Source organism: Streptomyces roseofulvus, assembly GCF_039534915.1.
In the GTDB taxonomy this organism is placed as follows: Bacteria; Actinomycetota; Actinomycetes; order Streptomycetales; family Streptomycetaceae; genus Streptomyces; species Streptomyces roseofulvus.
This window is the reverse complement of the sequence record NZ_BAAAWE010000001.1, coordinates 876,952-898,222: the sequence shown is the minus strand read 5'-3', so window position 1 is coordinate 898,222 and position 21,271 is coordinate 876,952. Positions and strand designations below refer to the sequence as shown.

Genomic DNA, 21,271 nt, shown 5'->3' with positions numbered 1-21,271 from the left:
CGCGCTGCTACCAGATCGCCTCGACCCACTCCGGGTGGTCGATGAACGGGTTCCGGTTGCCCTGGTAGGAGTTGAAGATGATGTCGTTGCGGCGCTCCTCGAAGGCGCTCGGCGGGTCCTGCTCGTTCCACTGCTTGAGGACCGAGAGGCGGCCGTGCCAGGGGACGCTGCCGTTGGTGGTCGACTCGTTGGGCTCCAGGTCGGCCCAGGCGTCGTCGCCCTCGTAGCGGACGGCCATGTAGAGGATCATCCGGGCCACGTCGCCCTTGTCGGCGTTGCGCGGCTCGAAGGAGTTGGAGTCGGTGTAGCTGCCGGAGGCGCCGCTGACGGCGCTGCCGCCGAAGTCCCAGTCCTTGTTGCCGCGGATGCTGTTGACCTGGACGTCGCAGGCGCGCAGGTGGTGCAGGTCCGTGCCCGGGCCGGCCGAGGTGCCGAAGCTGCCGTGGGACTGGGCCCACACGTGCTCGCGGTTCCAGTCGCCGACGTCGCCGCCGCTGAGGGACTTGCTGCGCGAGACGCCGCTGTACAGCAGGATGACGTTGTTGGTGTTGTTCGGGTCCTGGTCGGTGACCTTCAGCGCGTTCCAGACCGCGTCGTACGAGATCTTGCTCTGGCTGCTGATGATGGTGTGCAGCGCCGACTTGAGGCTCGTACCGGTCTTGCCGACCGCGTTCTTGTAGTACGTGGTGTCGTAGGCGTTCGTGGTCGCGGCGGCGGGCGCCGCCGTGAGCGTGGGGAGCGCCAGTCCGACGACGGCGGCGGAGACCGCCGCCCAGACCTTCCACCTGCGTATCCGTGCAACCGACATGGGGGGCCCTTTCCGGGGACGGCACGCGGGGGAGCGCCGTCCCCCGGGCTCAGGGGGGGGCGGCGCTCTACGCGTGTTGACTGCGTGTCATCCGGGAGAGTCGCACGGAGGGGGTGGTTGTCGTGTTACGGACAAAGAGCCATTCGGTGACGTTCTCGCATACTGGACGATCCTCTGACGGCGAGTCGCATCACTTCGGCCTCAGGCGCCCCGGACGTCCACCGGCATCCCCTTCGGCTCCTTGATCCGCTTCATGATGATCTGCGAGTTCACCTCGGTGACCCCGGCCAGCGCGGTCAGCTGCTCGATCCACAGCCGCTCGTACGCCGACAGGTCCGCCACCGCGATCCGCAGCAGGCACCCCGGGCTGCCGAAGAGCCGGTACGCCTCGATCACGTCCGGGATCGACTGGAGCGCCTCCTCGAACGCCTCCACCGTCTCCCGGTCCCGCTTCACCTCGACCGAGACCAGCACCTCGAAGCCCCGCCCGACCGCCTCCGGGTCGATGACCGCCCGATAGCCCCTGATCACCCCGTCCTGCTCCAGCTGGCGCACCCGGCGCAGACAGGGGGAGGGGCTCAGGCCGACCCGCTGGGCCAGCTCCTGGTTGCTCAGCCGGCCGTCCTGCTGGAGCTCGCGCAAGATGTGGAGATCGATTCGGTCCATGGCGCAATTATCTGCCACGGTGAAACATTCCTGCACCACTATCCGCAATCGCCTGCTCATCCTTTTGGTCTAGGGTTGCCGACGCCCATCACGAGCCGTGCCAGGGCCGGCACGGCACCAGAGCAGCGAGAGGCGGCGGACATGCAGCGGACCAACGACGGAACCCCGCGCCGGATCGTCGTCATCAGCACCGGCGGCACGATCGCCAGCCGCTGGCAGGGCACCGGCTACGCCGCCGACGCCTCCGGCGACGACGTGCTGGCCACCGCCCCGCTCCCCGAGGGCGTGACCGTCGAGGTCCGCGACCTCTTCAACGTCAACAGCTCGCTCCTGACCGCGGCCCACCAGCTCGTGCTGCTCCGCACGGTGCACGAGACCCTGGCGGACCCCGGGGTCGACGGCGTCGTCGTCACCCACGGCACCGACACCCTGGAGGAGACCGCCTTCCTCCTGGACCTCCACCACGCCGACCCCCGCCCGGTCGTCCTCACCGGCGCCCAGCGCCCCTTCGGCACCGGCGACGGCGACGGCCCGGGCAATCTGTACGACGCCCTCCAGGTCGCCGCCACCGTCCGCGACCTCGGCGTCCTGGTCGTCTTCGACGGCCGCGTGCACGCGGCCCGCGGCACGGTGAAGACCCAGACCCTCGCCGCCGACGCCTTCTCCGACCCCTCGGCCGAGCGCCTGGGCCGGGTCGGCTTCTCCCGCGTCGACGTCGAGCGGCTGCCCGACCGCCCGGCCGTCCTCCCGCTGCCGGACGCCGCCCGCACCGCCGACCCGGAGGCCGGCCGCGGCGCGCTGCCCCGCGTGGACGTCGTCTTCCACCACACCGACGGCGACCGGCTGCACTTCGACGCCGCCCTCGCCGCCGGGGCCCGCGGCATCGTCCTCGTCGCCACCGGCGCCGGGAACGCCACCCCGGAGATCGCCGAGGCAGTGGCGGAGGCCACCGCCCAGGGCGTCCTCGTCGCCGTCACCACCCGCGTCCCGGCCGGCCCGCTCGCCGAGATCTACACCGGCGGCGGCGCCGTCGACCTGGTGGCCGCGGGCGGCCTGCTCACCGGCACCCTCCGCGCCGGCCAGGCCCGCATCGCCGTCCTCGCCGCCCTCCTCGCCGAGAACGACGGCGACGACCCGGCCCGCCGCACCGCCCTCCTCCGCCGGCTCCTCGAAGGCCCGGTCCGCGCCGAACCCGCCCTGGCCACCGGCAGCTCGCGCGAGTCCGCGCCGCTCCCGGCCCGCGCCTGACGGCGCCCCCGAACACCGGCTCGCGGGCGTCGACCTCCCCCCTCCTCCGCCCGCGAGCCGGAAACCAACCGGTTCGGCCCCGGCCCCTCCGGTACGGTGACGGACTCCCCGTCCGCCACCCACCCGCCCAGGAGCCCCCGTGTCCCACGCCCCCGGCCCGCCCGACGCCGGCGCCGCACAGGCCCACGACGTCGTCCGGATCATCCGCGAGACCCTCGGGGACGAGGCCGTCCGGGCCGCCTGCGCGCACGGCTCCGCCGTCCTCGGCGGGCTGCGGCCCACCAGCGACGTCGACGTCCTCGTCGTCCTGACCCGGCACACCACCGAGGCCGAGCGGCGGGCCCTCACCGACGGCCTGCTCGCCGTCTCCGGCGTCCGGGCGTACCGGGGCCCGGCCCGGCCCGTCGAGCTGAGCCTGGTCGTCCACGCCGACGTCCGCCCCTGGCGGTACCCGCCGGTCTGCGAGTACCTCTACGGCGAATGGCTCCGCGACGACTTCGAGGCCGGCCTCACCCCCGCCCCCGCGCCCTGCCCCGACCTGGCGCCGCTGCTCACCATGGCCCGGAACGGCGACGTCTCCCTGTACGGCCCGCGCCCGAGCGAGCTCTTCGACCCGGTGCCGGAGGCCGACCTGCGGGCCGCGATCGTCGAGGGCGTCCCCGGCCTGCTGGCCGACCTCGACGGCGACACCCGCAACGTCCTGCTCACCCTCGCCCGGATCCACACCACCCTGCGCACCGGCCGGATCCTTTCCAAGGACGAGGCCGCGGCCCTGCTGCTGCCGCGGCTGCCGACGGAGCACCGGGCGCCGCTGGAGGCCGCCCGAGCCCAGTATCTGGCGGGGGAGTACGGCTCCTGGGCGGATCGGCTGCCGGCGGCACGCGCCCACGCGGAGTACGTCGCCGCGGGGATCAAGGGGGCGTATTCGGCCTAAGTTACCCGGCGGTTTCTCGTGACTTCCTCGGCGGACGGTCGTAGAACGTGTTCCCATTCGCTCACGAGTGAGGAAGATCACATGAGTGAACGCCCCCTGTCCGCCCAGGGACTGCACGGAATCGACCGCCGCCGCTTCCTGACCGGAACAGGTTCCGTTCTCGGCGCCGCCGCCCTCGCGGGCGGTCTCGCCGCCCCGGCCCGCGCCGAGGTCCCCGGGCTGAACGTCTGCCCCGTCCCCGACGGCTCCCACGTCCGCGCGCTCGTCGTCGGCACCGGGTACGGCGGCTCCGTCGCCGCCCTCCGCCTCGCCCGCGCCGGCGTCGACGTCCACATGATCGAGATGGGCCTGGCCTGGGACACCACCGGCCCCGACGGCAAGGTCTTCGCCAACACCACCAAGCCCGACTACCGCTCCTTCTGGCTGCGCACCCGCACCAAGCAGCCGCTGAGCCAGTTCCTCGGCTTCCCCCTCGACAAGGACGTGCCCCGGCACACCGGCATCCTCGACGCCGAGGACTTCGCCGGCATCACCGTCTACCAGGGACGCGGCATCGGCGGCGGCTCCCTGGTCAACGGCGGCATGGCCGTCACCCCGCGCCGCGAGCGCTTCCCGGCCATCCTCCCCACCGTCGACCCGGCCGAGATGTACGCCACCTACTACCCGCGCGCCAACGCGGGCCTCGGCGTCACCTCCGTCGACGAGGCCTGGTGGGAGAACGCCGCCTGCTACCAGTACGCGCGGGTGGGCCGCAAGCACGCCCAGCGCTCCGGCTTCCCCTTCGTCTTCGTGCCCAACGTCTACGACTGGGACTACATGAAGCAGGAGGCGGCCGGAGCCGTACCGAAGTCCGCCCTGGAGGGCGAGGTCATCTACGGCAACAACCACGGCAAGAAGAGCCTCCAGAAGACGTATCTCGCCCAGGCCGCCGCCACCGGCCGGGTCACCGTCTCCGCCCTCCACCGGGTCACCTCGGTCACCCCGGCAGCCGCCGGCGGCTACACGGTCGCCATCGACCAGATCGACACCACCGGCGCCGTCCTCGCCACCAAGACCGTCCGCGCCGACCGGGTCTTCTTCGCCGCCGGCAGCGTCGGCACCAGCAAGCTCCTGACCCGCCTCAAGGCCACCGGCGCCCTGCCCGCCCTCAACGAGCACATCGGCAAGGGCTGGGGCGACAACGGCAACGTCATGTGCGGCCGGGCCAACCACATGTGGGACCCGACCGGCACGCTCCAGTCCGCCATGCCCACCGCCGGCATCGACAACTGGGACGCCGGCGGGGCCTTCGCCGAGGTCGCCCCGCTGCCCACCGGCATCGAGACCTACGCCTCCTTCTACCTCTCCATCACCCGGACCCCGCACCGCGCCGAGTTCACCTGGAACGCGGCCACCGGCCGGGTCGAGCTCAGCTGGGACCGGTCCTGGAAGCAGGCGTCCATCGACATGGCGAAGTCCATCTTCGACAAGATCAACGCCAAGGAGGGGACGATCTACCGCACCGACCTCTTCGGCACCTACAAGATCTGGGGCGACCACCTCACCTACCACCCGCTCGGCGGCGCCGTCCTGGACCGGGCCACCGACAACCACGGCCGCCTCCACGGCTACCGGGGCCTCTACGTCATCGACGGCGCCCTCATCCCCGGCAACACCAGCGTCAACCCCTTCGTCACCATCACCGCCCTCGCCGAGCGCAACATCGAGCGCATCATCGCCGAGGACTTCTGAGCGTGACCGGACACGCGCGAAGGCCGGCCGGTTCGAGAACCGGCCGGCCCCTGACGACCCGACGGGCTCAGCCCGTCGGCAGCACGCACACCTCGTCGAGCCCCAGCACCCGGTTCAGCCGCCCGAAGGCCAGCCACGAGCCCAGGCTCATCGTCAGCTCCACGATCTCCGCCTGGCTGTAGTGGGCCGTCATCCGCGACCAGAACTCCTCGTCCAGGCCGTGGTGGTCGAGCGCGTACCGCTCCGCGTACTCCGCGGCCAGCCGCGTCCGCGCGTCGAAGGAGTCGGACACCTCCGTCGTCCGCCAGGCCGCGACCACCGCGTCGAAGCCCTCCTCGACCTTCACGCCGTCCCGGTCCGTCCGCCAGTCCAGGCAGAAGCCGCAGCCGTTGATCTGCGCGATCCGCAGCCGCGCCGCCTCGAACTCGCGCAGCCCCAGGGTCGTATGGGCGTACACCGACAGCGAGAAGTTCGCCGCCGCCGTCCCGATCTCCGGGACCATGTCGCCCCACACGTACCCGATCGGCTCCTGCCCCTCCGGGATGTCGATGATCACCGCGGTCTCCTTCCCAGCTTCCCCATCGCCGGCCGTATCGGCACGTCCAGCGCGTCGTAGAGCCCCGGCTCCGCCGCCACCAGCCAGTCGATCGCCCCGACCAGGCGCCCGACCGCCGTCGCGTTCCCGCCGGCCGCCCGGTTCTCGCCCTCGTCGATGGCCGCCACCGTCACCTCGATCCGCGGCCGGCCCTCGACGATCACCCGGTGCGCCCCGGCGCCGTCCGGCGGCACCGGCCAGTCCGGCGCGCAGGACGGATGGATCCGGGTCACGTGCTCGATCACGATCCGCGGCTCGCCGCCGACGATCCCCTGCACCTCGAAGCGGACCGCGCCCTGCGTGCCCTCCTCGAAGACGCCCATCGTCCGCGTCTTCACCGTCGCCTCCAGCGGGCGCCGGTCCACCGTCTCGCGGATCTCCTCCACCTCGGCGCCGAGCGCCCGCGCCATCAGCCGGATCTGCCCGCCCCACACCATCGTCGGCACCGACGGGTAGAGCATCGGCGGCTCGTAGGCGAGCGGCTTGCCCATCCCGATCAGCTCGCGTACGGAGAACTCCTGCTCGTACGTCGAGTAGTCGAAGATCTCCTGGCAGCGGACCGCGTCCACCGTCGTGCCGAGCCCGCTGACCAGCAGCGGCAGCACGTCGTTGCCCCAGCCGGGGTCCACCCCGGAGGCGAAGAGCGACCCGCCGCCCGCGGCCACCGCCGCGAGCACCGGGTCGCGGAACTCCGGCGGCGCGTTGCGCGGGTCGTACAGCGGGTACAGCGACGGCGTCACCACCACCGCGCCCGCCGCGACCGCCCGCACCACGTCCTCCAGTGCCCCGTCCGGCCGCACGTCGCCCGAGGCCGCGTACACCACCGCGCCCGGCCGCGCGCCGAGCACCGCACCGACGTCGTCGGTGGCGGCCACGCCCAGTTCGTGCCCGAGCCCCGCGAGGGCCCCCGCGTCCCGGCCCACCTTCGCCGGGTCGGAGACCAGGACCGCCGCGAGTTCGAGCCCGGGATGGGCGTCCACGGCCCGGATGGCCGCCCGCCCGACATTTCCGGTTCCCCACACCACCGTCCGTATCATGCGCGGAGGGTAGCGCCGGGGGAGCGAGGTTCCCAGACCCGTGACGCGATGATCTGACGAGACGTCAGATCTCGTGTGCCGTACGGTGGATCAGCCGAGCCGCAGGGTCACGAACGGGATCGTGTCGCCCGGCAGCACATACCGCTCCACCTCCGTGAAGCCGCGCGCCAGCGCGAACCGCAACCCCTCCTCGTTCGACGCCAGCACCACCGTCTCGACCCCCGCGCCGCTCAGCGTCCGGGCGTGCGCCAGGCCCTGCTCGTACAGCGCCGTCCCGAAGCCCCGCCGCCGGTACTCCGGCAGGATCCGCGCGATGACCGTCGCCGCCGGCGTCTCCTCGTCCGGCGGACGCACGGTGGAACACCCCACCGCCACCCCGCCCAGGTAGGCCACGTCCAGCCGGTTCCGCCCGGCCCGCTCCCGCACCTCGTCCGCCGACAGCACCGCCGTCGGGATGATCGCGTTGTGCACCGCCCGCCAGTCGGCCAGCTCCCGCTCGCCCGCCGCCGGGACCACCCGCAGCTGCCCGTACCCCTCAAGATCGCTCATTGCCGCACCCCATCGCACCCACCGCCCGCCGGTCAACCGCATAGCCGCACCGCCCGCTCCGCCGTACGGGTGGGCCGCCGCCCTCCCGCGCAGCGCCGCCCGCCCAGCGGGTACGGATCGCTGCACTGCCCCCGGCCAGGAGGATGCCTTCCCATGCCCGCCTTCGTCCGCAAGGGCGCCCCCGCGCTCCTCGGCGCCGGCACCCTGTGCGCGGCCCTGCTGCTCACCGGCTGCGCGCACCCCGAACCGACCGCCACCCCGCCGACGACGCCCGCCCGGCCCTCCGCCGCCGCGAAGGCCACGGCCCCCGAGGCCACCGACGCCCGCCCCGCCGGCCCCGTCCGCATCCCCGGCATCGGCCCGCTCACCCAGGCCCGGATCCCCGACGGCACCACCCAGGCCCTGGTCGTCACCGGCGCCACCGAGAACAGCAACACCGCCACCGTCGTCCTCCACCAGCGCGCCCCCGGCGGCCGGTGGTACGAGGCAGGCGGTCCCTGGCCCGCGCACAACGCGCTCAAGGGCTGGACCACCGACCACTCCGCTGGCGACCTGCGCACCCCCATCGGCGTCTACCGCATCGGCGACGCCGGCGGCCGGCTGCCGGACCCGGGCGCCCGCCTCCCGTACGACGAGGACCCCGAGTTCGCCATCAGCGGCACCGGCTTCCACGGCGAATCCCTCGAAGGCTCCTTCGACCACGTCATCGCCATCGACTACAACCGCGTCCCCGGCCGCACCCCCCTCGACAAGGAGCGCCCGCTCGGCGCGGACAAGGGCGGCGGCGTCTGGATCCACGTCGACCACGGCGGCCCCACCCAGGCGTGCGTCGCACTCGACCGCGACGACCTGCGCACCCTGCTGATCAGCCTCGACCCGGCCGCCGAACCCGTCGTCGTCATGGGACCGGCCCCCGCACTCGCCCGCTGAGCGCGGGGGTCCGGGGGCCGGCCGGGCGGGCGGGGAGCGGGGTCAGCCGACCGCGCCCCGGAACGGGCCGGTGTGCAGCCGCACCTGGTCCGGCGTCAGATAGGCGTCGGTGTACTCGAAGTCGCGCAGCGTCCCCGCCTTCGAGGCGAGGAACCCGGTGCGTACGTAGTCGTCCCCGGCCACCGCGTTCAGCAGCCAGTTCGTCATCACCCGGGTCTTCGCCACATTGGTCCGCAGCGCCGCCCAGTGGTAGCCGCGCGCCACCGCCTGCGCCGCCGGCCCGTGCAGCTCCACGCCCAGCGGCTTCGACACCCCGTCCATCCCGCCCAGGTCCACCACCAGACCCAGGTCCTTGTGCGTGTACGGGTGCGTCGACTGGCCGCGCAGGGTCGCCACCAGGTTGTCGGCGAGCGTCTTGCCCTGGCGCATGGCGTGCTGGGCCGTCGGCGGGCAGATCGCGCCCTCCTCGCCCTTCGCCAGGTCCGGCACCGCCGCTGCGTCGCCGAGCGCCCACACCCCGTCGAGCCCCGGCACCCGCATCTCCGGCGTCGTGACCAGCCGGCCGCGGACGGTCTCGGCGCCGACCGTCGCGACGAGCGGGCTCGCGGCCACGCCGGCCGTCCAGATGAGGGTGCGGCAGGGCAGCACCCTGCCGTCCGTGAGGGTGACGGTCTCGTCGTCCACCGAGGCCACCGACACGCCCAGCGAGACCTGGATGCCCCGCTTGGTGAGGATGTCCATGGCGGCCGCGCCGAGCTTCTCGCCGAGCTCGGGCATCAGCCGGGGCGCGATGTCCACCAGGTGCCACTTGATGAGCGCCGGGTCGAGCCGCGGGTACCGCTTGACCGCGTTGTGGGTGAGCAGCTGGAGGCAGGCCGCCGTCTCGGTGCCCGCGTACCCGCCGCCGACCACCACGAACTGGAGCCGCGCGGCCCGCTCGGCCTCGTCGTCGCTGGCGTCGGCCAGGTCCAGCTGGGCGATGACGTGGTCGCGGATGTACACCGCCTCGGCCAGCGTCTTCATGCCCCGGGCGTGGTCGGCGAGCCCCGGGATGTCGAAGGTCCGGGTGACGCTGCCGGGCGCGAGGACCAGATGGTCGTACGGCTCGACCTCGTACTCCCCGGAGATCGTCCGCACCACCACGGCCTTCGCCGCCGTGTCCACGCCCACCGCGCCGCCCGGCATGATCCGGGTCCGGTGCTTCTGGCTGCGCCGCAGCGACAGCGCCACCGACTGCGGGGTCAGGACGCCCGCCGCCACCTGGGGGAGCAGCGGCAGGTAGAGCTGGTACGAGAAGGGGGAGAGCAGCGTGATCCGCGCCTCCCGCTCGGTCAGCCGCCGTTCGAGCCGCTTCACACAGCCCACTCCGGCGAAACCGGCGCCCACCACGAGAATCCTCGGTCGCGTCACGCTTGCCGCCTTCCGTATGAGCGTGCGAAGTGTCGCCGCCTATGACCGCACGGGCACATAGGGCACTTTTTCACCGACTATCCGTTGTTCACCCTTTCTAACGCCATTGCGGCGGTATCGCCCCTCGGCATGGTCCGCCAGGGCCCGCGCGGCGCTGCCGTCCGACGGCATGGTCGATTTCCGGACGTTCGTCGAGCGGGCCCGGTCCCGCCGCGGAACCCGGGCCTAGGTCGTTTCTTTCGGATCAGGCCGGATCAGGGAGCGGCGTCTGGTGCGTGCGCTCGCAAGGCGGAGGAGGGAGTCGACGCGGAGCGTCGGCGACCGACGACAACGCGGCGAGGGTGCGTGCCAGGCGTCGCGAGCCCGGCATGATCCGGAAGAGGCGGCCTAGACCTCCGGCACCAGCGTGGCCAGCAGCCGCCGGACCGCCGGGCGGGGGTCGGGGGAGCCGGGCCAGGTGGTCATCAACAGGTGGTGGCTGGTGCCGACGAGGGCGAGGGCCGCGCCGGCCGGGTCCAGGCCGGCCGGGACCCGGCCCAGCCCGCGCTCGGCCTCCAGATAGCCGGCGACGGCCTCCTCGATCGCCGAGAACCCCGGCGCGCCGGCGGCCAGCGCCTCGCGGATCCGGAGCGCGGCGGCGGGACGGGCCATGGCGAGGCCGGAGACCGCCGGGCCTCCCGCGTCGAAGAGCGCGAGGACGACGGCGTCGAGGTTCCCGCCGACGGTGCCCTGGCCGACCGCCCCGGCCAGCGCCCGGGCCTTCGCCGCCGTACGGGCGAAGCGGTCCAGGCACAGCTCGGCCACGAACTCGTCGAAGCCCGAGAAGTGGGCGTGCAGCAGCCCCTTCGCGCAGCCCGCCTCGGTCGTCACGGAACGGCTGGTGAGCGCACCCGGTCCATCCCTTTCGACGACCCGCTCGGCCGCCGCGAACAGCCGCTCGCGCACGTCCGGCGTCGCCACTCCGCGCGGTGACATGGGCCCGTCTCCCTCTCCCCGGACCCCGGCCGGATCCGACTGCCTGGATGGTAAACGTGATTGCCGGTATGGGCACACGCCCATACTGTTCGGGAATGGGCGCGTGCCCATACTTCCCTTCGTGCGAGGAGGCGGTCGTGACCACCATCGTGAACACCGCGCAGGACCAGGCCTGGAACGGCCCCGAGGGCGCCCACTGGGCCCGCCACCAGGACCGCTGGAACGCCGTCAACGACGGCTTCAACACCCCGCTGCTCGATGCCGCCGGCATCACCGGCGCGCACCGCACCCTGGACTTCGGCTGCGGCGCCGGACAGACCACCCGGCTCGCCGCCCGCCGTGCCCCGCGCGGCCACGCGCTCGGCCTCGACCTCTCCGCCCCGATGCTCGCCGAGGCCCGCGCCCGCGCCGCCGCCGAAGGCGTCGACAACGTCACCTTCACCCGCGGCGACGCCCAGACGCACCCCTACGACGAGGGCACCTTCGACGCGGCGATCAGCCGGTACAGCGCCATGTTCTTCGAGGACCCCGAGGCCGCCTTCGCCCACATCGGCCGCGCCCTGCGGCCCGGCGGACGGCTCGCCCTCGTCTGCCCGTCCGACCCCGGGCTCAACGGCTGGGTGACGGCCATGACCTCCCTGCGCGGCATCCTGCCCGTCGGCGACTTCGGCCGGCCGGGCGTCCCCGGCATGTTCTCCCTCGCCGACCCGGACGCCGTCCGCGCGCTCCTCGCCGCCGCCGGGTTCACCGGCATCGCGGTCGAGGAGACGCGGGCGTACGGCACCTGGGGCCGGGACGCCGCCGACGCCGCCGACTTCCTCCTGGCCACGGGCCCGGGCCGCCACCTGATGGACCAGGCCGACGAGCCCACCCGCGCCCGCGCCCGCACCGCCCTCACCGAGCACCTCCGCGCGCACGAGACCCCGGGCGGAGTCCGGCTGCTGAGCACGGCGTGGCTGGTGACGGCGGAGCGGCCCCGGTTCCCTCCCCGTGCCTAGGCCGTCTCTTTCGGATCATGCCGGGCTCGCGACGCCTGGCACGCACGCTCGCGGCGTTGTCGTCGGTCGCCAACGCTCCGCGTTGGCTCCCTCCTCCGCCTTGCGAGCGCACGCACCAGACGCCGCTCCCTGATCCGGCCTGATCCGAAAGAAACGACCTAGAGGACGACGACGCCCAGCGGCCGTGAGCCGGCCGCGAGGCGCGTCACCTCGCCCGAGCCGAGGTCGACGACGCTGATCCCGTCCCAGTAGCCGTCCCGCGTGAAGCCGCCGGTGACATAGGCGGTGCGGCCGTCCTCCGAGACGGCCACGTCCTCGTGCGGCCCGTCGAGCGGGTAGACCCGCTCGGCGCCCCCGGGCGACCGCACGGTGAGCGACGGGCCGCGGTCCTCGTCCGGGTCGATCGGGCCGGTGCCGACGGCGAGGAGCGTCCCGTCCGGCGTCACGGTCGCCCCGTGCTGATGCGTGTTCGCCGTCATGGACTCGATCTCGACCCGTCCGGTGGCCGGGTCGACGACGGCCAGCCGCTCGCCCTCGAACGGCAGCAGCAGCTTCCCGTCCGAGGGGCGCACGGCCGTGTAGTGCGGCTTCAGCCAGGAGCCGAGCCCGCCCTCGGTGCCGTACGGGGCGACCTCGACGCGCCGGGTGCCGAGCGAGTCCGCGTCGACGACGGTCACGTCGAAGGAGTCGTGGTTCGTCGCGTACACGGCGGAGCCGTCCCGGCTCACGTCGACGTCGAACGGCCGGCGCCCCACCTCCACCACGTCCACCACCTTCAGGGACGCGGTGTCGATCACCTCCAGGGTGCCGTTGCCGCCGGGGACGTTCACGCCGACGTACGCCCGCTTGCCGTCGGGCGCCAGCGCGATGCCCATCCCGCCGCCCCGGTACTCGCCCGTGGTCACGGGGCCGGTGTCCGTCCGGTACGGGACGAGCGCCAGGCGCCGCCGGCCGGCGGTGTCGACGACGGCGACGCCCTCGGCGGTCGCGACCCAGGCCCGCCCGTCCTTCCCGAGCGCGAGCCCGTACGGCGCCGTCCCCACCCGCACCGAGCCGGTGGAGCCCCGGGCGGGGTCCACGAACGTCACGGTGTCCGACCCGAAGTCGGCGACGAGGAGCGTGCCCGCCGCCGGTGCGACGGCGGTGGCCCCCTTCGTGCCCGACGGCGCGGGCCCGGTGGACGTCGGGGGAGGGACGGTGACCGTGGGGCTCGTCGGCGCGGCCGCCCCGGCGGCGGGAGTCTCGGCCGCCTCCGCGCATCCCGCGAGCAGGACCGCGGCGACGGCCGCGGGCAGCACGGCGCGGGCGGTGCGGGACGGACGGCGGATCTTCGTCATCTCGGGCTCCTCGGTGCGGGACAGGAGGAGGACACCGGGCGAACCGGCCCCTCCCGTCCCCCGATCCTCCGTGCTGCCGGGGCCCGCCCCCCTTGCCCGGCCGGTCACGTCCGCCGGCCCCTCCGGCGGACCCGGGGGTCGACCGATCGGATGACCCGGCGGACCGCGCGCCCGGCGAGCGTGCCGGGGCCACGGCTCGGGCGGGTCGGAGGCGGGTGCCGCGTGGCGCCCCCGGCGCAGGGCAGCTCGTCCTCGAAGTCGCACGTGGCGAGGGCCGCGTAGCCGCGGTTCCAGAGACACCGCAGCAGCGCGCTCACGGCCTCGACCGTCTCGGCCGGCGCGGCGCCCGGCACGGCGTCGCACTCCGGCACGACCGGCCATTCCAGAAAGTCGTCGGGGTGGGCGCGGGCGCCGGTCGCGTAGTCGTTGGAGGCGCCCGTCACCAGGAGCGGCCCGAAGACCAGGTCAGGGGAGGTCGGGGTGACGGCCGCGACGCCCAGGGCCGGCCGGAGCCGTTCGACGAGCGTCCCCGGGTCGGCCGCGTCGACGTAGATGTGACAGTTCGCGTAGCGCTCGGCGTCCACCGGCACGGCCCCCCCGCTCTTATGCCGGTGGGCTCAGCCCTGGGGCAGCGACCGCATCGCCACGATGCCGGCGTGCCCGCCCGGGCCGCCCTGGCCGGGGACCGGCCCCGCACCCTGCATGCCCGCCGGACCCGGCAGAGCGGCGGGACCCGCAGGCCCGGGGTTCCCGGGCACCGGCTGACCGGGAACCCCCGGAAGACCCTGCGGCCCCGGCTGACCGCCCTGCATCCCCGGAGCGCCCTGCATCCCGGGGCCGCCCTGCATCCCCGGCTGACCCGGCCGGCCCTGCATACCGGGCTGCCCCGGCATCCCCGCCATGCCCGGCTGACCCGCCATGCCCGGCTGACCCTGCATACCGGGCTGCCCCTGCATCCCCGGCTGACCGGGCATCCCCGGCATCCCGGGCATGCCCGCGGGCGCGCCCATGCCCATCGGCTGCTGCGGCGCGGGCGGCGGGATCTTGATGTACCGGCTCAGGTCCCGCAGCACTTCCTCCGCGGTCTGGCGCACGTCACCGGGAACGTCCCCCCGCTCCCGTATGAGCTGGGCGTAGATCGGTGCGGTGCCGTCCGCGTGGTTCATGGAGTCCGTCGCTTCCTGTCAGCTGGGGCCGGTGCCACCCTTGGCGGGCAGACGGCGAGTCTACGGGGAACCGCCGACACCCCGTGGCGCGGGGAGCCCGCCGCCACCCGGCCAGGCGACCCCGCGGCGGCGCCCCGGACGGCCCCGAGCACACCCCCGTCCGTGTCAGGATCGAAGGATGCTGGAGAAGATCATCGCCGCGTGTGACGGCGCGTCCAAGGGAAATCCCGGCCCCGCCGCCTGGGCCTGGGTCATCGGCCGGGCGGACGGCACCGTCGAGCGCTGGGAGGCGGGTCCGCTCGGCCGCGCCACCAACAACGTGGCCGAACTCACTGCCCTGGAACGGCTCCTGGAGACCCTGGACCCCGCGGTTCCCGCGGAGATCCGGATGGACTCGCAGTACGCCATGAAGGCCGTCACCACCTGGCTCCCCGGCTGGCGCCGCAAGGGCTGGAAGACCGCCGCCGGGACCCCGGTCGCCAACAAGGAGCTCGTCGTCCGGATCGACGCCCTGCTCACCGGCCGGGACGTCGACTTCGTCTACACCCCCGCGCACCGGACGGGCGGCGACCCCCTCAACGACGCCGCCGACCGGGCCGCCAGCCACAGCGCCCGTACCCAGGAGCCCCTGGGGTCGGACGCCGGCTCCGCGCTTCCCGACCCGGAGCCCGCCACGGCGCGTGCCTCCGCGCCCCGCACGCCCCGGGCGCGCTCCTCCGCGCCGGGCGGTTCCGGGGCCTCGGGGGCCCGGCGGAGTCGCCCGTCCGGCGGCACCCTGAAGGCCAAGTTTCCGGGCCGCTGCCGCTGTGGGCGTGCCTATGACAAGGGGGAGAGCATCAGCAAGAACGCGGAGGGCTGGGGCCATCCCACCTGCGTCTGAGCGCTGACGCCGTCCGAGGGGCGGGCGGGCATGTCCGCCCCCTGAGACCGCGTTCCGAGCGCCTCCGGCAGGCTTCACCCGCCCGTGGATGCGGGTTCTCCCGGGGTTCTGTTCTCAGAGCTGTTGTGGCTGCATACTGTTCCTCCTCGCACCTGGTGACGAACCGTTTTGCCTGCTCATCCGACGTCTCTCGACGTGAATCCGGCACCCGGCGAGATTCCCCCCTTCACTTCCGGCGCACAGCGTCGTGACGGAAGTGACCCCTGCCCGTGAAAGACCCGAGGTTCCGTGCCAGTACCTGTTCTCCTGACCGGGCGCTCCGTGCGCCTGGAGCCGCTGGCGATGCGGCACGCCGAAGCCCTTGCGCGGGCCGGCGAGGCGGACCGATCGGCCTATGCCTTCACTCCCGTGCCCGACGGCCTGGAATCCGCTCTCGACTACATCGCCCGTGCCCTGGCCGAACAGGCCGTCGGGCGCTGCCTGCCCTTCGCCCTCGTCAGTACCGCCGACGACCGGGTGATCGGCTCCACCCGCTTCCTCGAACTGGACTATTGGCGGGGGCCGCTGGTCTGGCCCCCGACCCCCGGTCATCCCCACGGTGATCCGCTCACCGCGATCCCCGACGCCGCCGAGATCGGCAACACCTGGATCGCGGGCGACGCCCGGGGCACCGGCATCAACACCGAGGCGAAGCTGCTCATGCTCCGCCATGCCTTCGAGAGCTGGGGCGTCCGCCGCATCACCCTCCGCGCCGACGCCCGCAACACCCGCTCGCGGGTGGCCATCGAACGCCTCGGCGCCACCTGCGAGGGCATCCGCAGAGCGCACTCCCGCGGCCTCGACGGCGCCGTCCGGGACACGGCCTTCTACTCGATCCTCGACGAGGAGTGGCCCACCGTCCGGGACATCATCGAGCTCCGCCTCAGCGCCCCCCGCCGGAGCCGGGTCCTGCAGGACCTCCTCCCGGCCTGAGCCGCCCCGCCCCGTGGCGCCGCCCGCACTGCGGGCGGCGCCACGGGGTGTTTTCATGGAGGTGACGGGAAGGACTCCGTGTGAGGACACGGGGTAGCGGCCCTCGTGGCCGTGCACCGTGCAATCAGGATCCGCGAGAAGCGGGTGAGTCCTTCCCGCCCTCCTTCCCGCCCACCCCGCCCCGCCGGGACGGGCGAAGGAGGCGGTCCCATGAGCGGTGGCGCGGGAACGGTACTGGCCGTCGCGGGCGTCACGGCCGGCTACGCCCTCTGCTCGCGACGCCTGGCGTCCACCCCGGTCTCCTCGGCTCTCGTCTTCACGGGCTGCGGCGTCCTCCTCGGCCCGGCCGTCCTCGGCGTGATCGGCCTCGACGAGACGGGCCCCATCACGGCGCTGCTCGAGGCGGCCCTGACGCTGGTGCTGTTCACCGACGCCATGACCGTCCGCCGCCGCGACCTCACCCGCGGCGGGTTCCTGCCCCGGCGCCTGCTCGGGATCGGCCTCCTGCTGAGCATCGCGGCCGGCTGGCTGCTGGCCTGGCCGCTGCTGCCCGGCCTCACCGTCTGGGAGCTGGCGCTGGTCGGCGTGATCCTGGCGCCCACCGACGCCGCGCTCGGCAAGACCGCCCTCTCCGACCGGCGGGTCCCGCCCCTGGTCCGGCAGGGCCTCAACGTGGAGAGCGGCCTCAACGACGGCATGGTGCTGCCGTTCTTCGTCGTCCTCCTCGCCGCCGTCCCCGGCACCTCGTACGCCGCCGAGGGCGTCGCGGGCACCTTCTGGCGCTCCCTGCTGCTCAGCACCGCCCTCGGCCTGCTGGCCGGCGGCCTCGCGGGGCGGCTGCTCCAGGCGGCCCGGGCCCGCGGCTGGATCACCCGCGAAGGCCGCCACGTCTACGTCCTCGCCGTCGCCGCCGGCTCCTACGAACTCGCCGTCGTCGCCGACGGCAGCGGCTTCATCGCCGCCTGGGTGGCCGGCTTCGCCTTCGGACACGCCCTGCGGAACGTGCCGGCCGGCCCGCGGGAGACCACCGCGCCCGACGGCGACGGCGGCGGGGACACGACCCCCGAACTCGCCGAGGACCTCGGCGGCCTCCTCGCCTCGATCAGCCTGCTCCTCTTCGGCGCCGTCCTGCTCGGCCCCGCCCTGCAGCACCTGACCTGGCAGATCGTGCTCTACGCCCTGCTCAGCCTGACCGTCGTCCGGCTCGTCCCCGTCGCCCTCTCCCTGCTCGGCAGCGGCCTGCGCCTCCCGACGGTGCTGTACGTCGGCTGGTTCGGGCCCCGCGGCCTCGCCTCCGTCGTCCTCGGACTGCTCGTCGCGGAGGAACACGTCGCCGGCACCGAGCTCATGGGCCGCGTCGTCGCCGTCACCGTCGCCTTCAGCGTCCTCCTGCACGGTGCCACCGCCCCGGCCCTCGCGGGGGCGTACGGCGCCTGGTTCCGCCGCGCGTCCTCCTCCGCCGCCCTCAGGGAAGCCGCCGAGGTGCCGGACCCCACGGGACGCCGCAGGCTCGGACACCTCGACGGCCCCGCCGGCTGACCCGCGCCGCGCCGTGCGCCCCACCCGCCCCGGGACCACCATGGAGGGGAGTACGGGTACCGCGACCGTACCCGGCGGAGCGAGAGCGAGGACCACCATGGCCACCACGCACACCCCTCACCGTCCGGAAAGCACGAGCCGCCTGTGGGCGGGAGGACTGACCGTCTTCGCCGCCGTCATGCTCGGGATCACCGGCGTCGTCGGCGTCTTCCGGGGCATCATGGCGATCGCCGAGGACGACGTCTTCCTCACGACGCCGAACTACGTGTTCCAGTTCGACCTGACGGGATGGGGCTGGATCCACCTCGCCCTCGGCGCCGTCGCGATCCTCGTGAGCTTCGGCCTCTACAAGGTGTCCATGTGGGCACGGGTGGCCGGCGTGGCCATCGCCGCCCTCGTCGTCATCGCCAACTTCCTGTCCCTGCCGTACTACCCGGCCTGGTCGATCCTGATGATCGCCATGTCGGGCTTCGTCATCTGGGCCCTCTGCGTCGTGCGGCCCGACGACGTGCGGTAGCGCCCCGGGCACTCCCCTTCACCGCTTCACCGCTTCACCGCGAGGAGCCCGTCACGTCGTCAGCAGATAGAGACTGCGGCTCACCAGCCACAGTCCCAGCAGCAGACAGAGACCGACGATGGCGGGCTCCTTGTGGCGCGCGAGCCACTGGCGCAACCCGGTGAGGGCGCGCTGCGCCCGCTCCGGTGAGAACACCATCCACAGTTCCATCGCCAGCAGCGTCGACGTGGCGAGGAGGCAGAAGCCCACCAGCGCCACCACGTTCCCGGCGTCGGAGAGGTCGGCCTGGACGACCGTGGCGGCCGCGGCGCCGACCATCCCCCACGGCTGGAGGAGCAGGGGAAAGGCCGCGGCGGACCGGAAGGAGACACCGTCCGAAGCGGACTCCGGCTCCTCCGCCGCCCGGGCCTCGGCCGCCGGCCCGGCCGCGTCCCGACGGTTCCGCCGGCGCCGGTACACCGCGTACCCGATCAGACCCACGCCGATCACCAGCGTCGCCACCTGGGCGGCCCGCGACGGCGGGGAGCGGGGCGGCGGCGGCTGACCGCCGGTGAGCAGGACGACGATCCCGATCACCGCCACCAGGGAGACCAGCCAGACCCCGATGAACACCAGCCCCTTGCGCAGCCCCTGGGCAGAGGCCAGCACCAGCACGAAGGCCATGATCGGCAGCGGGAAGAGCGTCACCGCGAGCCCGATCAGCACCAGGTCGACGACCATCGCGTCACCACCGGTCCGCGGAGGCCGCCCCGGGCGGCCCGAGGGACCGCGCCGCCAGGACGGCCCCCACCGTCAGGACCGGTCCTTCCTCAGAGAGTCCCCGATCCCCCTGACCCGCTCACGCACACTCCGCCACGCCTTGCGCAGATCGGCCCTGGCGCGGTCCGTCCTGCCCTCGGCCTCCAGCCGCTCGTCGCCGCTCAACCGGCCGGCGAGCTCCTTGGCCCGGCCCCTGGCCCTGTCGACCTCGTGCCGGGCCTTCTCCTTGGCCCTGCCGATCCTGTCGCTCATGCCCGCGATCCCTCCTTCGGACCGTCCCCGGCATCCACGCTAGGCCGGAGCGATCGCCCGCGCCCGTCGGCAGCCGATCACGGCCCGGTACCTTGGGCGGCGTCACAGTGCCGTGCCAGGGAAGGACCGAGTGATCGCCGTGCCCGCCGAACACCCCGCCGACGCCCCCGCCGACCGGGACGCGGACGTCCTGCGCCGCACCGAGGGCCGGGCCGGCTTCCTCACCCTCGACCGGCCCCGGGCCATCAACGCCCTCACCCACCCCATGGTCCGCGCCCTCGACGCCGCCCTCACCGCCTGGGAGCACGACCCGGCCGTCACCACCGTCGTCCTGCGCGGCGCGGGGGAACGGGGCCTCTGCGCGGGCGGCGACATCCGCGCCATTCACGACGACGCCCGCGACGCCGGCGGTACCGCCACCGTCGCCTTCTGGGCCGACGAGTACCGCCTCAACGCCCGGATCGCCCGCTACCCCAAGCCGTACGTCGCCCTCATGGACGGCATCGTCATGGGCGGCGGCGTCGGCGTCTCCGCCCACGGCTCCGTCCGCGTCGTCACCGAACGCTCCCTGATCGCCATGCCCGAGACCGGCATCGGCTTCGTCCCCGACGTCGGCGGCACCTGGCTCCTCGGCCGCGCCCCCGGCGAACTCGGCACCCACCTGGCCCTCACCGGCGGCCGGATCGGCGCCGCCGACGCCCTCCTCACCGGCCTCGCCGACCACCACGTCCCGGCCGCCGCGCTCGACGCCCTCGCCGCCGACCTCACCCGCCTCCCCGTCGACGAGGCCCTGGCCCGGCACACCACCGCGCCCGCCCCCGGCGTCCTCGCCGGCCAGCGCGACTGGATCGACGCCTGCTACGCCGCCCCCACCGTCGAGGAGATCGTCGACCGCCTCACCGACAGCGGCGTCCCCGCCGCCAAGGAGGCCGCCACCACCCTCCTCGGCAAGTCTCCGACCGCCCTCAAGGCCACCCTCGCCGTGCTGCGCGCCGCCCGTGCCCTGGACAGCCTCGAAGCCGTCCTCGACCTGGAGTACCGGGCCTCCTGCGCCGCCGTCACCAGCCACGACCTCGTCGAGGGCATCCGCGCCCAGGTCGTCGACAAGGACCGCAACCCGCGCTGGCGGCCGGCGACCCTCGCCGAGGTCACCGACGCCGACGTGGCCCGCTACCTCACGCCCCCGCCCGGCGGGGACCTCGGCCTCGCCCGCTGACCGGCTCCGCACCGGCCGCCGGCTCGCCCAGCGCCAGCGCCGCCGTCCGCCACGCCTCCGTGACGGCCCCGTGCGCCAGCGCCGTCGCCGCCGGCACGTCCTCGGGCAGCCGCAGCGGCGCCCCGATGTGCACATGCAGACACGGGCGCCGCAGCGGCGCCGTCAGCACGCCCGCGATCTGCTTCACCGTCCCGCCCGAGGTGATCCGGCGCGCCCCGGCCTGTCCGACCGGCACCACCGGCGCGCCCGTCGCCCCGGCGAGCCGCGCCAGACCGGTCCGGAACGCCTCCGGCGGCGCCTCCGACGCCTCCCGGCGCGGCGGGATCCGCCCCTCCGCGTAGAGCATCACCGGCCGCCCCGACGCCAGCGCCACCGCCGCCCGGTCCAGCGCGGCCGAGGCGTGCGCGGTGTTCCGGTGCACCGGCACGTACCCGTCCCGCGACAGCGCCCGGCCGAGCCCCGGTACCCGCCACAGCCCGGCCGCCGCGAGCAGCACCGGCTCGGCGCCCAGCCGCCGCCGCAGCGCGGCCAGCACCAGCGCCGGATCGGCGAGCGAGGTGTGGTTGACGACGATGATGCTGCCCGGCTCGATCCGGGCACCGGGATCCGCGGTCACGGTCAACCGCCCGAAGAACGGCACGAGATGCGCGGCGAGACGACTGAGCACGGGCGGACCCTCCACCTGGGGAACCGGACGACGACGGCGCCCATCGTCCGCCGGAGCCCCCGCCTCCGGCATGGGCGCCCGTACT

The 21,271-nt window shown here is 74.2% G+C and carries 23 protein-coding genes; 10 read left to right on the top strand and 13 right to left on the bottom strand.

Features of this window, described 5'->3' with window-relative positions; translation table 11 throughout:
- Positions 1 to 7 precede the first annotated feature (7 nt).
- Positions 8 to 808 carry an endonuclease I family protein gene (locus ABFY03_RS04150; protein ID WP_319011996.1) on the bottom strand — a complete coding sequence of 267 codons (801 nt, stop codon included), beginning with the start codon at positions 806 to 808 and terminating at the stop codon, positions 8 to 10.
- Positions 809 to 1,009: 201 nt separating this feature from the next.
- A complete protein-coding gene (locus tag ABFY03_RS04145; RefSeq protein WP_030755541.1) occupies positions 1,010 to 1,474 on the bottom strand; it encodes an Lrp/AsnC family transcriptional regulator in 465 nt (154 codons plus the stop codon).
- 141 nt (positions 1,475 to 1,615) lie between these two features.
- Here ABFY03_RS04145 and ABFY03_RS04140 point away from each other — a divergent pair, with 141 nt between their 5' ends.
- From ABFY03_RS04140 to ABFY03_RS04130, 3 genes are all read left to right on the top strand, one after another.
- Positions 1,616 to 2,722: an asparaginase gene (locus tag ABFY03_RS04140; RefSeq protein WP_319011997.1), complete on the top strand. Its 1,107-nt coding sequence runs from the start codon at positions 1,616 to 1,618 to the stop codon at positions 2,720 to 2,722.
- A 139-nt stretch (positions 2,723 to 2,861) separates the two neighbouring features.
- Positions 2,862 to 3,656, top strand: coding sequence for an aminoglycoside adenylyltransferase family protein (locus ABFY03_RS04135; protein ID WP_346169197.1), 795 nt, complete (start codon positions 2,862 to 2,864; stop codon positions 3,654 to 3,656).
- Between the two features lie 81 nt (positions 3,657 to 3,737).
- Entirely contained in the window at positions 3,738 to 5,387 is a 1,650-nt protein-coding gene (locus ABFY03_RS04130; protein ID WP_346169196.1) for a GMC oxidoreductase, read from the top strand.
- Positions 5,388 to 5,454: 67 nt separating this feature from the next.
- Here the strand turns inward: ABFY03_RS04130 and ABFY03_RS04125 are convergent, their stop codons facing one another.
- The 3 genes from ABFY03_RS04125 to ABFY03_RS04115 all read right to left on the bottom strand — a co-directional run bounded on the left by ABFY03_RS04125 (position 5,455) and on the right by ABFY03_RS04115 (position 7,568).
- Positions 5,455 to 5,943, bottom strand: a complete 489-nt coding sequence (locus tag ABFY03_RS04125) for a carboxymuconolactone decarboxylase family protein (protein WP_319012000.1) — start codon at positions 5,941 to 5,943, stop codon at positions 5,455 to 5,457.
- The gene (locus ABFY03_RS04120; protein WP_346169195.1) at positions 5,940 to 7,019 is read right to left on the bottom strand and encodes an NAD(P)H-dependent amine dehydrogenase family protein; all 1,080 of its coding nucleotides are present in this window, start codon (positions 7,017 to 7,019) and stop codon (positions 5,940 to 5,942) included. Before ABFY03_RS04120 ends, ABFY03_RS04125 begins: the two co-directional genes overlap by 4 nt.
- Before the next feature lie 90 nt (positions 7,020 to 7,109).
- Positions 7,110 to 7,568, bottom strand: coding sequence for a GNAT family N-acetyltransferase (locus tag ABFY03_RS04115; protein WP_319012002.1), 459 nt, complete (start codon positions 7,566 to 7,568; stop codon positions 7,110 to 7,112).
- Positions 7,569 to 7,721: 153 nt separating this feature from the next.
- Here ABFY03_RS04115 and ABFY03_RS04110 point away from each other — a divergent pair, with 153 nt between their 5' ends.
- Positions 7,722 to 8,498 (top strand): L,D-transpeptidase family protein, encoded by a 777-nt coding sequence (locus ABFY03_RS04110; RefSeq protein ID WP_346169194.1) that lies wholly within the window; start codon positions 7,722 to 7,724, stop codon positions 8,496 to 8,498.
- A gap of 42 nt (positions 8,499 to 8,540) precedes the next feature.
- On the opposite strand, the gene ABFY03_RS04105 is transcribed toward ABFY03_RS04110, so the two are convergent.
- Both ABFY03_RS04105 and ABFY03_RS04100 read right to left on the bottom strand, forming a co-directional pair.
- Positions 8,541 to 9,908 (bottom strand): NAD(P)/FAD-dependent oxidoreductase, encoded by a 1,368-nt coding sequence (locus tag ABFY03_RS04105; protein ID WP_319012004.1) that lies wholly within the window; start codon positions 9,906 to 9,908, stop codon positions 8,541 to 8,543.
- Positions 9,909 to 10,295: 387 nt separating this feature from the next.
- On the bottom strand, positions 10,296 to 10,883 hold the full coding sequence (locus ABFY03_RS04100; RefSeq protein WP_319012005.1) for a TetR/AcrR family transcriptional regulator: 588 nt from the start codon (positions 10,881 to 10,883) through the stop codon (positions 10,296 to 10,298).
- Positions 10,884 to 11,020: 137 nt separating this feature from the next.
- On the opposite strand from ABFY03_RS04100, the gene ABFY03_RS04095 reads away from it, so the two are divergent.
- Complete coding sequence (locus ABFY03_RS04095) at positions 11,021 to 11,881, top strand: class I SAM-dependent methyltransferase (protein ID WP_319012006.1); 861 nt, start codon at positions 11,021 to 11,023, stop codon at positions 11,879 to 11,881.
- 158 nt (positions 11,882 to 12,039) lie between these two features.
- On the opposite strand, the gene ABFY03_RS04090 is transcribed toward ABFY03_RS04095, so the two are convergent.
- The 3 genes from ABFY03_RS04090 to ABFY03_RS04080 form a co-directional block, all read right to left on the bottom strand.
- A complete protein-coding gene (locus ABFY03_RS04090) occupies positions 12,040 to 13,218 on the bottom strand; it encodes a YncE family protein (protein WP_319012007.1) in 1,179 nt (392 codons plus the stop codon).
- A gap of 104 nt (positions 13,219 to 13,322) precedes the next feature.
- Positions 13,323 to 13,808 carry a hypothetical protein gene (locus tag ABFY03_RS04085; RefSeq protein ID WP_346169193.1) on the bottom strand — a complete coding sequence of 162 codons (486 nt, stop codon included), beginning with the start codon at positions 13,806 to 13,808 and terminating at the stop codon, positions 13,323 to 13,325.
- A gap of 27 nt (positions 13,809 to 13,835) precedes the next feature.
- Positions 13,836 to 14,384, bottom strand: coding sequence for a hypothetical protein (locus tag ABFY03_RS04080; RefSeq protein WP_346169192.1), 549 nt, complete (start codon positions 14,382 to 14,384; stop codon positions 13,836 to 13,838).
- 178 nt (positions 14,385 to 14,562) lie between these two features.
- On the opposite strand from ABFY03_RS04080, the gene ABFY03_RS04075 reads away from it, so the two are divergent.
- The 4 genes from ABFY03_RS04075 (at position 14,563) to ABFY03_RS04060 (ending at position 18,292) form a co-directional block, all read left to right on the top strand.
- The gene (locus tag ABFY03_RS04075; RefSeq protein ID WP_319012010.1) at positions 14,563 to 15,264 is read left to right on the top strand and encodes a ribonuclease H family protein; all 702 of its coding nucleotides are present in this window, start codon (positions 14,563 to 14,565) and stop codon (positions 15,262 to 15,264) included.
- A 288-nt stretch (positions 15,265 to 15,552) separates the two neighbouring features.
- A complete protein-coding gene (locus ABFY03_RS04070) occupies positions 15,553 to 16,236 on the top strand; it encodes a GNAT family N-acetyltransferase (protein WP_319012011.1) in 684 nt (227 codons plus the stop codon).
- Between the two features lie 210 nt (positions 16,237 to 16,446).
- Positions 16,447 to 17,775, top strand: coding sequence for a cation:proton antiporter domain-containing protein (locus tag ABFY03_RS04065; protein ID WP_319012012.1), 1,329 nt, complete (start codon positions 16,447 to 16,449; stop codon positions 17,773 to 17,775).
- 97 nt (positions 17,776 to 17,872) lie between these two features.
- On the top strand, positions 17,873 to 18,292 hold the full coding sequence (locus ABFY03_RS04060) for a DUF7144 family membrane protein (protein WP_319012013.1): 420 nt from the start codon (positions 17,873 to 17,875) through the stop codon (positions 18,290 to 18,292).
- Between the two features lie 51 nt (positions 18,293 to 18,343).
- On the opposite strand, the gene ABFY03_RS04055 is transcribed toward ABFY03_RS04060, so the two are convergent.
- Complete coding sequence (locus ABFY03_RS04055) at positions 18,344 to 19,012, bottom strand: GAP family protein (RefSeq protein ID WP_346169191.1); 669 nt, start codon at positions 19,010 to 19,012, stop codon at positions 18,344 to 18,346.
- 72 nt (positions 19,013 to 19,084) lie between these two features.
- Positions 19,085 to 19,303: a CsbD family protein gene (locus ABFY03_RS04050; protein ID WP_319012015.1), complete on the bottom strand. Its 219-nt coding sequence runs from the start codon at positions 19,301 to 19,303 to the stop codon at positions 19,085 to 19,087.
- A gap of 139 nt (positions 19,304 to 19,442) precedes the next feature.
- Here ABFY03_RS04050 and ABFY03_RS04045 point away from each other — a divergent pair, with 139 nt between their 5' ends.
- Positions 19,443 to 20,519, top strand: coding sequence for an enoyl-CoA hydratase/isomerase family protein (locus ABFY03_RS04045; protein WP_319012035.1), 1,077 nt, complete (start codon positions 19,443 to 19,445; stop codon positions 20,517 to 20,519).
- Here the strand turns inward: ABFY03_RS04045 and ABFY03_RS04040 are convergent.
- The gene (locus tag ABFY03_RS04040) at positions 20,479 to 21,186 is read right to left on the bottom strand and encodes a lysophospholipid acyltransferase family protein (RefSeq protein ID WP_319012016.1); all 708 of its coding nucleotides are present in this window, start codon (positions 21,184 to 21,186) and stop codon (positions 20,479 to 20,481) included. The two genes, ABFY03_RS04045 and ABFY03_RS04040, sit on opposite strands and share 41 nt — an antisense overlap.
- Positions 21,187 to 21,271 lie beyond the last annotated feature (85 nt).

Excerpts from the sequence above, each read along its gene's own strand:
- ABFY03_RS04150 (WP_319011996.1), bottom strand. The coding sequence starts at position 808 with ATGTCGGTTGCACGGATACGCAGGTGGAAGGTCTGGGCGGCGGTCTCC.
- ABFY03_RS04145 (WP_030755541.1), bottom strand. The coding sequence starts at position 1,474 with ATGGACCGAATCGATCTCCACATCTTGCGCGAGCTCCAGCAGGACGGC.
- ABFY03_RS04140 (WP_319011997.1), top strand. The coding sequence starts at position 1,616 with ATGCAGCGGACCAACGACGGAACCCCGCGCCGGATCGTCGTCATCAGC.
- ABFY03_RS04130 (WP_346169196.1), top strand. The coding sequence starts at position 3,738 with ATGAGTGAACGCCCCCTGTCCGCCCAGGGACTGCACGGAATCGACCGC.
- ABFY03_RS04120 (WP_346169195.1), bottom strand. The coding sequence starts at position 7,019 with ATGATACGGACGGTGGTGTGGGGAACCGGAAATGTCGGGCGGGCGGCC.
- ABFY03_RS04115 (WP_319012002.1), bottom strand. The coding sequence starts at position 7,568 with ATGAGCGATCTTGAGGGGTACGGGCAGCTGCGGGTGGTCCCGGCGGCG.
- ABFY03_RS04110 (WP_346169194.1), top strand. The coding sequence starts at position 7,722 with ATGCCCGCCTTCGTCCGCAAGGGCGCCCCCGCGCTCCTCGGCGCCGGC.
- ABFY03_RS04100 (WP_319012005.1), bottom strand. The coding sequence starts at position 10,883 with ATGTCACCGCGCGGAGTGGCGACGCCGGACGTGCGCGAGCGGCTGTTC.
- ABFY03_RS04090 (WP_319012007.1), bottom strand. The coding sequence starts at position 13,218 with ATGACGAAGATCCGCCGTCCGTCCCGCACCGCCCGCGCCGTGCTGCCC.
- ABFY03_RS04080 (WP_346169192.1), bottom strand. The coding sequence starts at position 14,384 with ATGAACCACGCGGACGGCACCGCACCGATCTACGCCCAGCTCATACGG.
- ABFY03_RS04075 (WP_319012010.1), top strand. The coding sequence starts at position 14,563 with ATGCTGGAGAAGATCATCGCCGCGTGTGACGGCGCGTCCAAGGGAAAT.
- ABFY03_RS04065 (WP_319012012.1), top strand. The coding sequence starts at position 16,447 with ATGAGCGGTGGCGCGGGAACGGTACTGGCCGTCGCGGGCGTCACGGCC.
- ABFY03_RS04060 (WP_319012013.1), top strand. The coding sequence starts at position 17,873 with ATGGCCACCACGCACACCCCTCACCGTCCGGAAAGCACGAGCCGCCTG.
- ABFY03_RS04055 (WP_346169191.1), bottom strand. The coding sequence starts at position 19,012 with ATGGTCGTCGACCTGGTGCTGATCGGGCTCGCGGTGACGCTCTTCCCG.
- ABFY03_RS04050 (WP_319012015.1), bottom strand. The coding sequence starts at position 19,303 with ATGAGCGACAGGATCGGCAGGGCCAAGGAGAAGGCCCGGCACGAGGTC.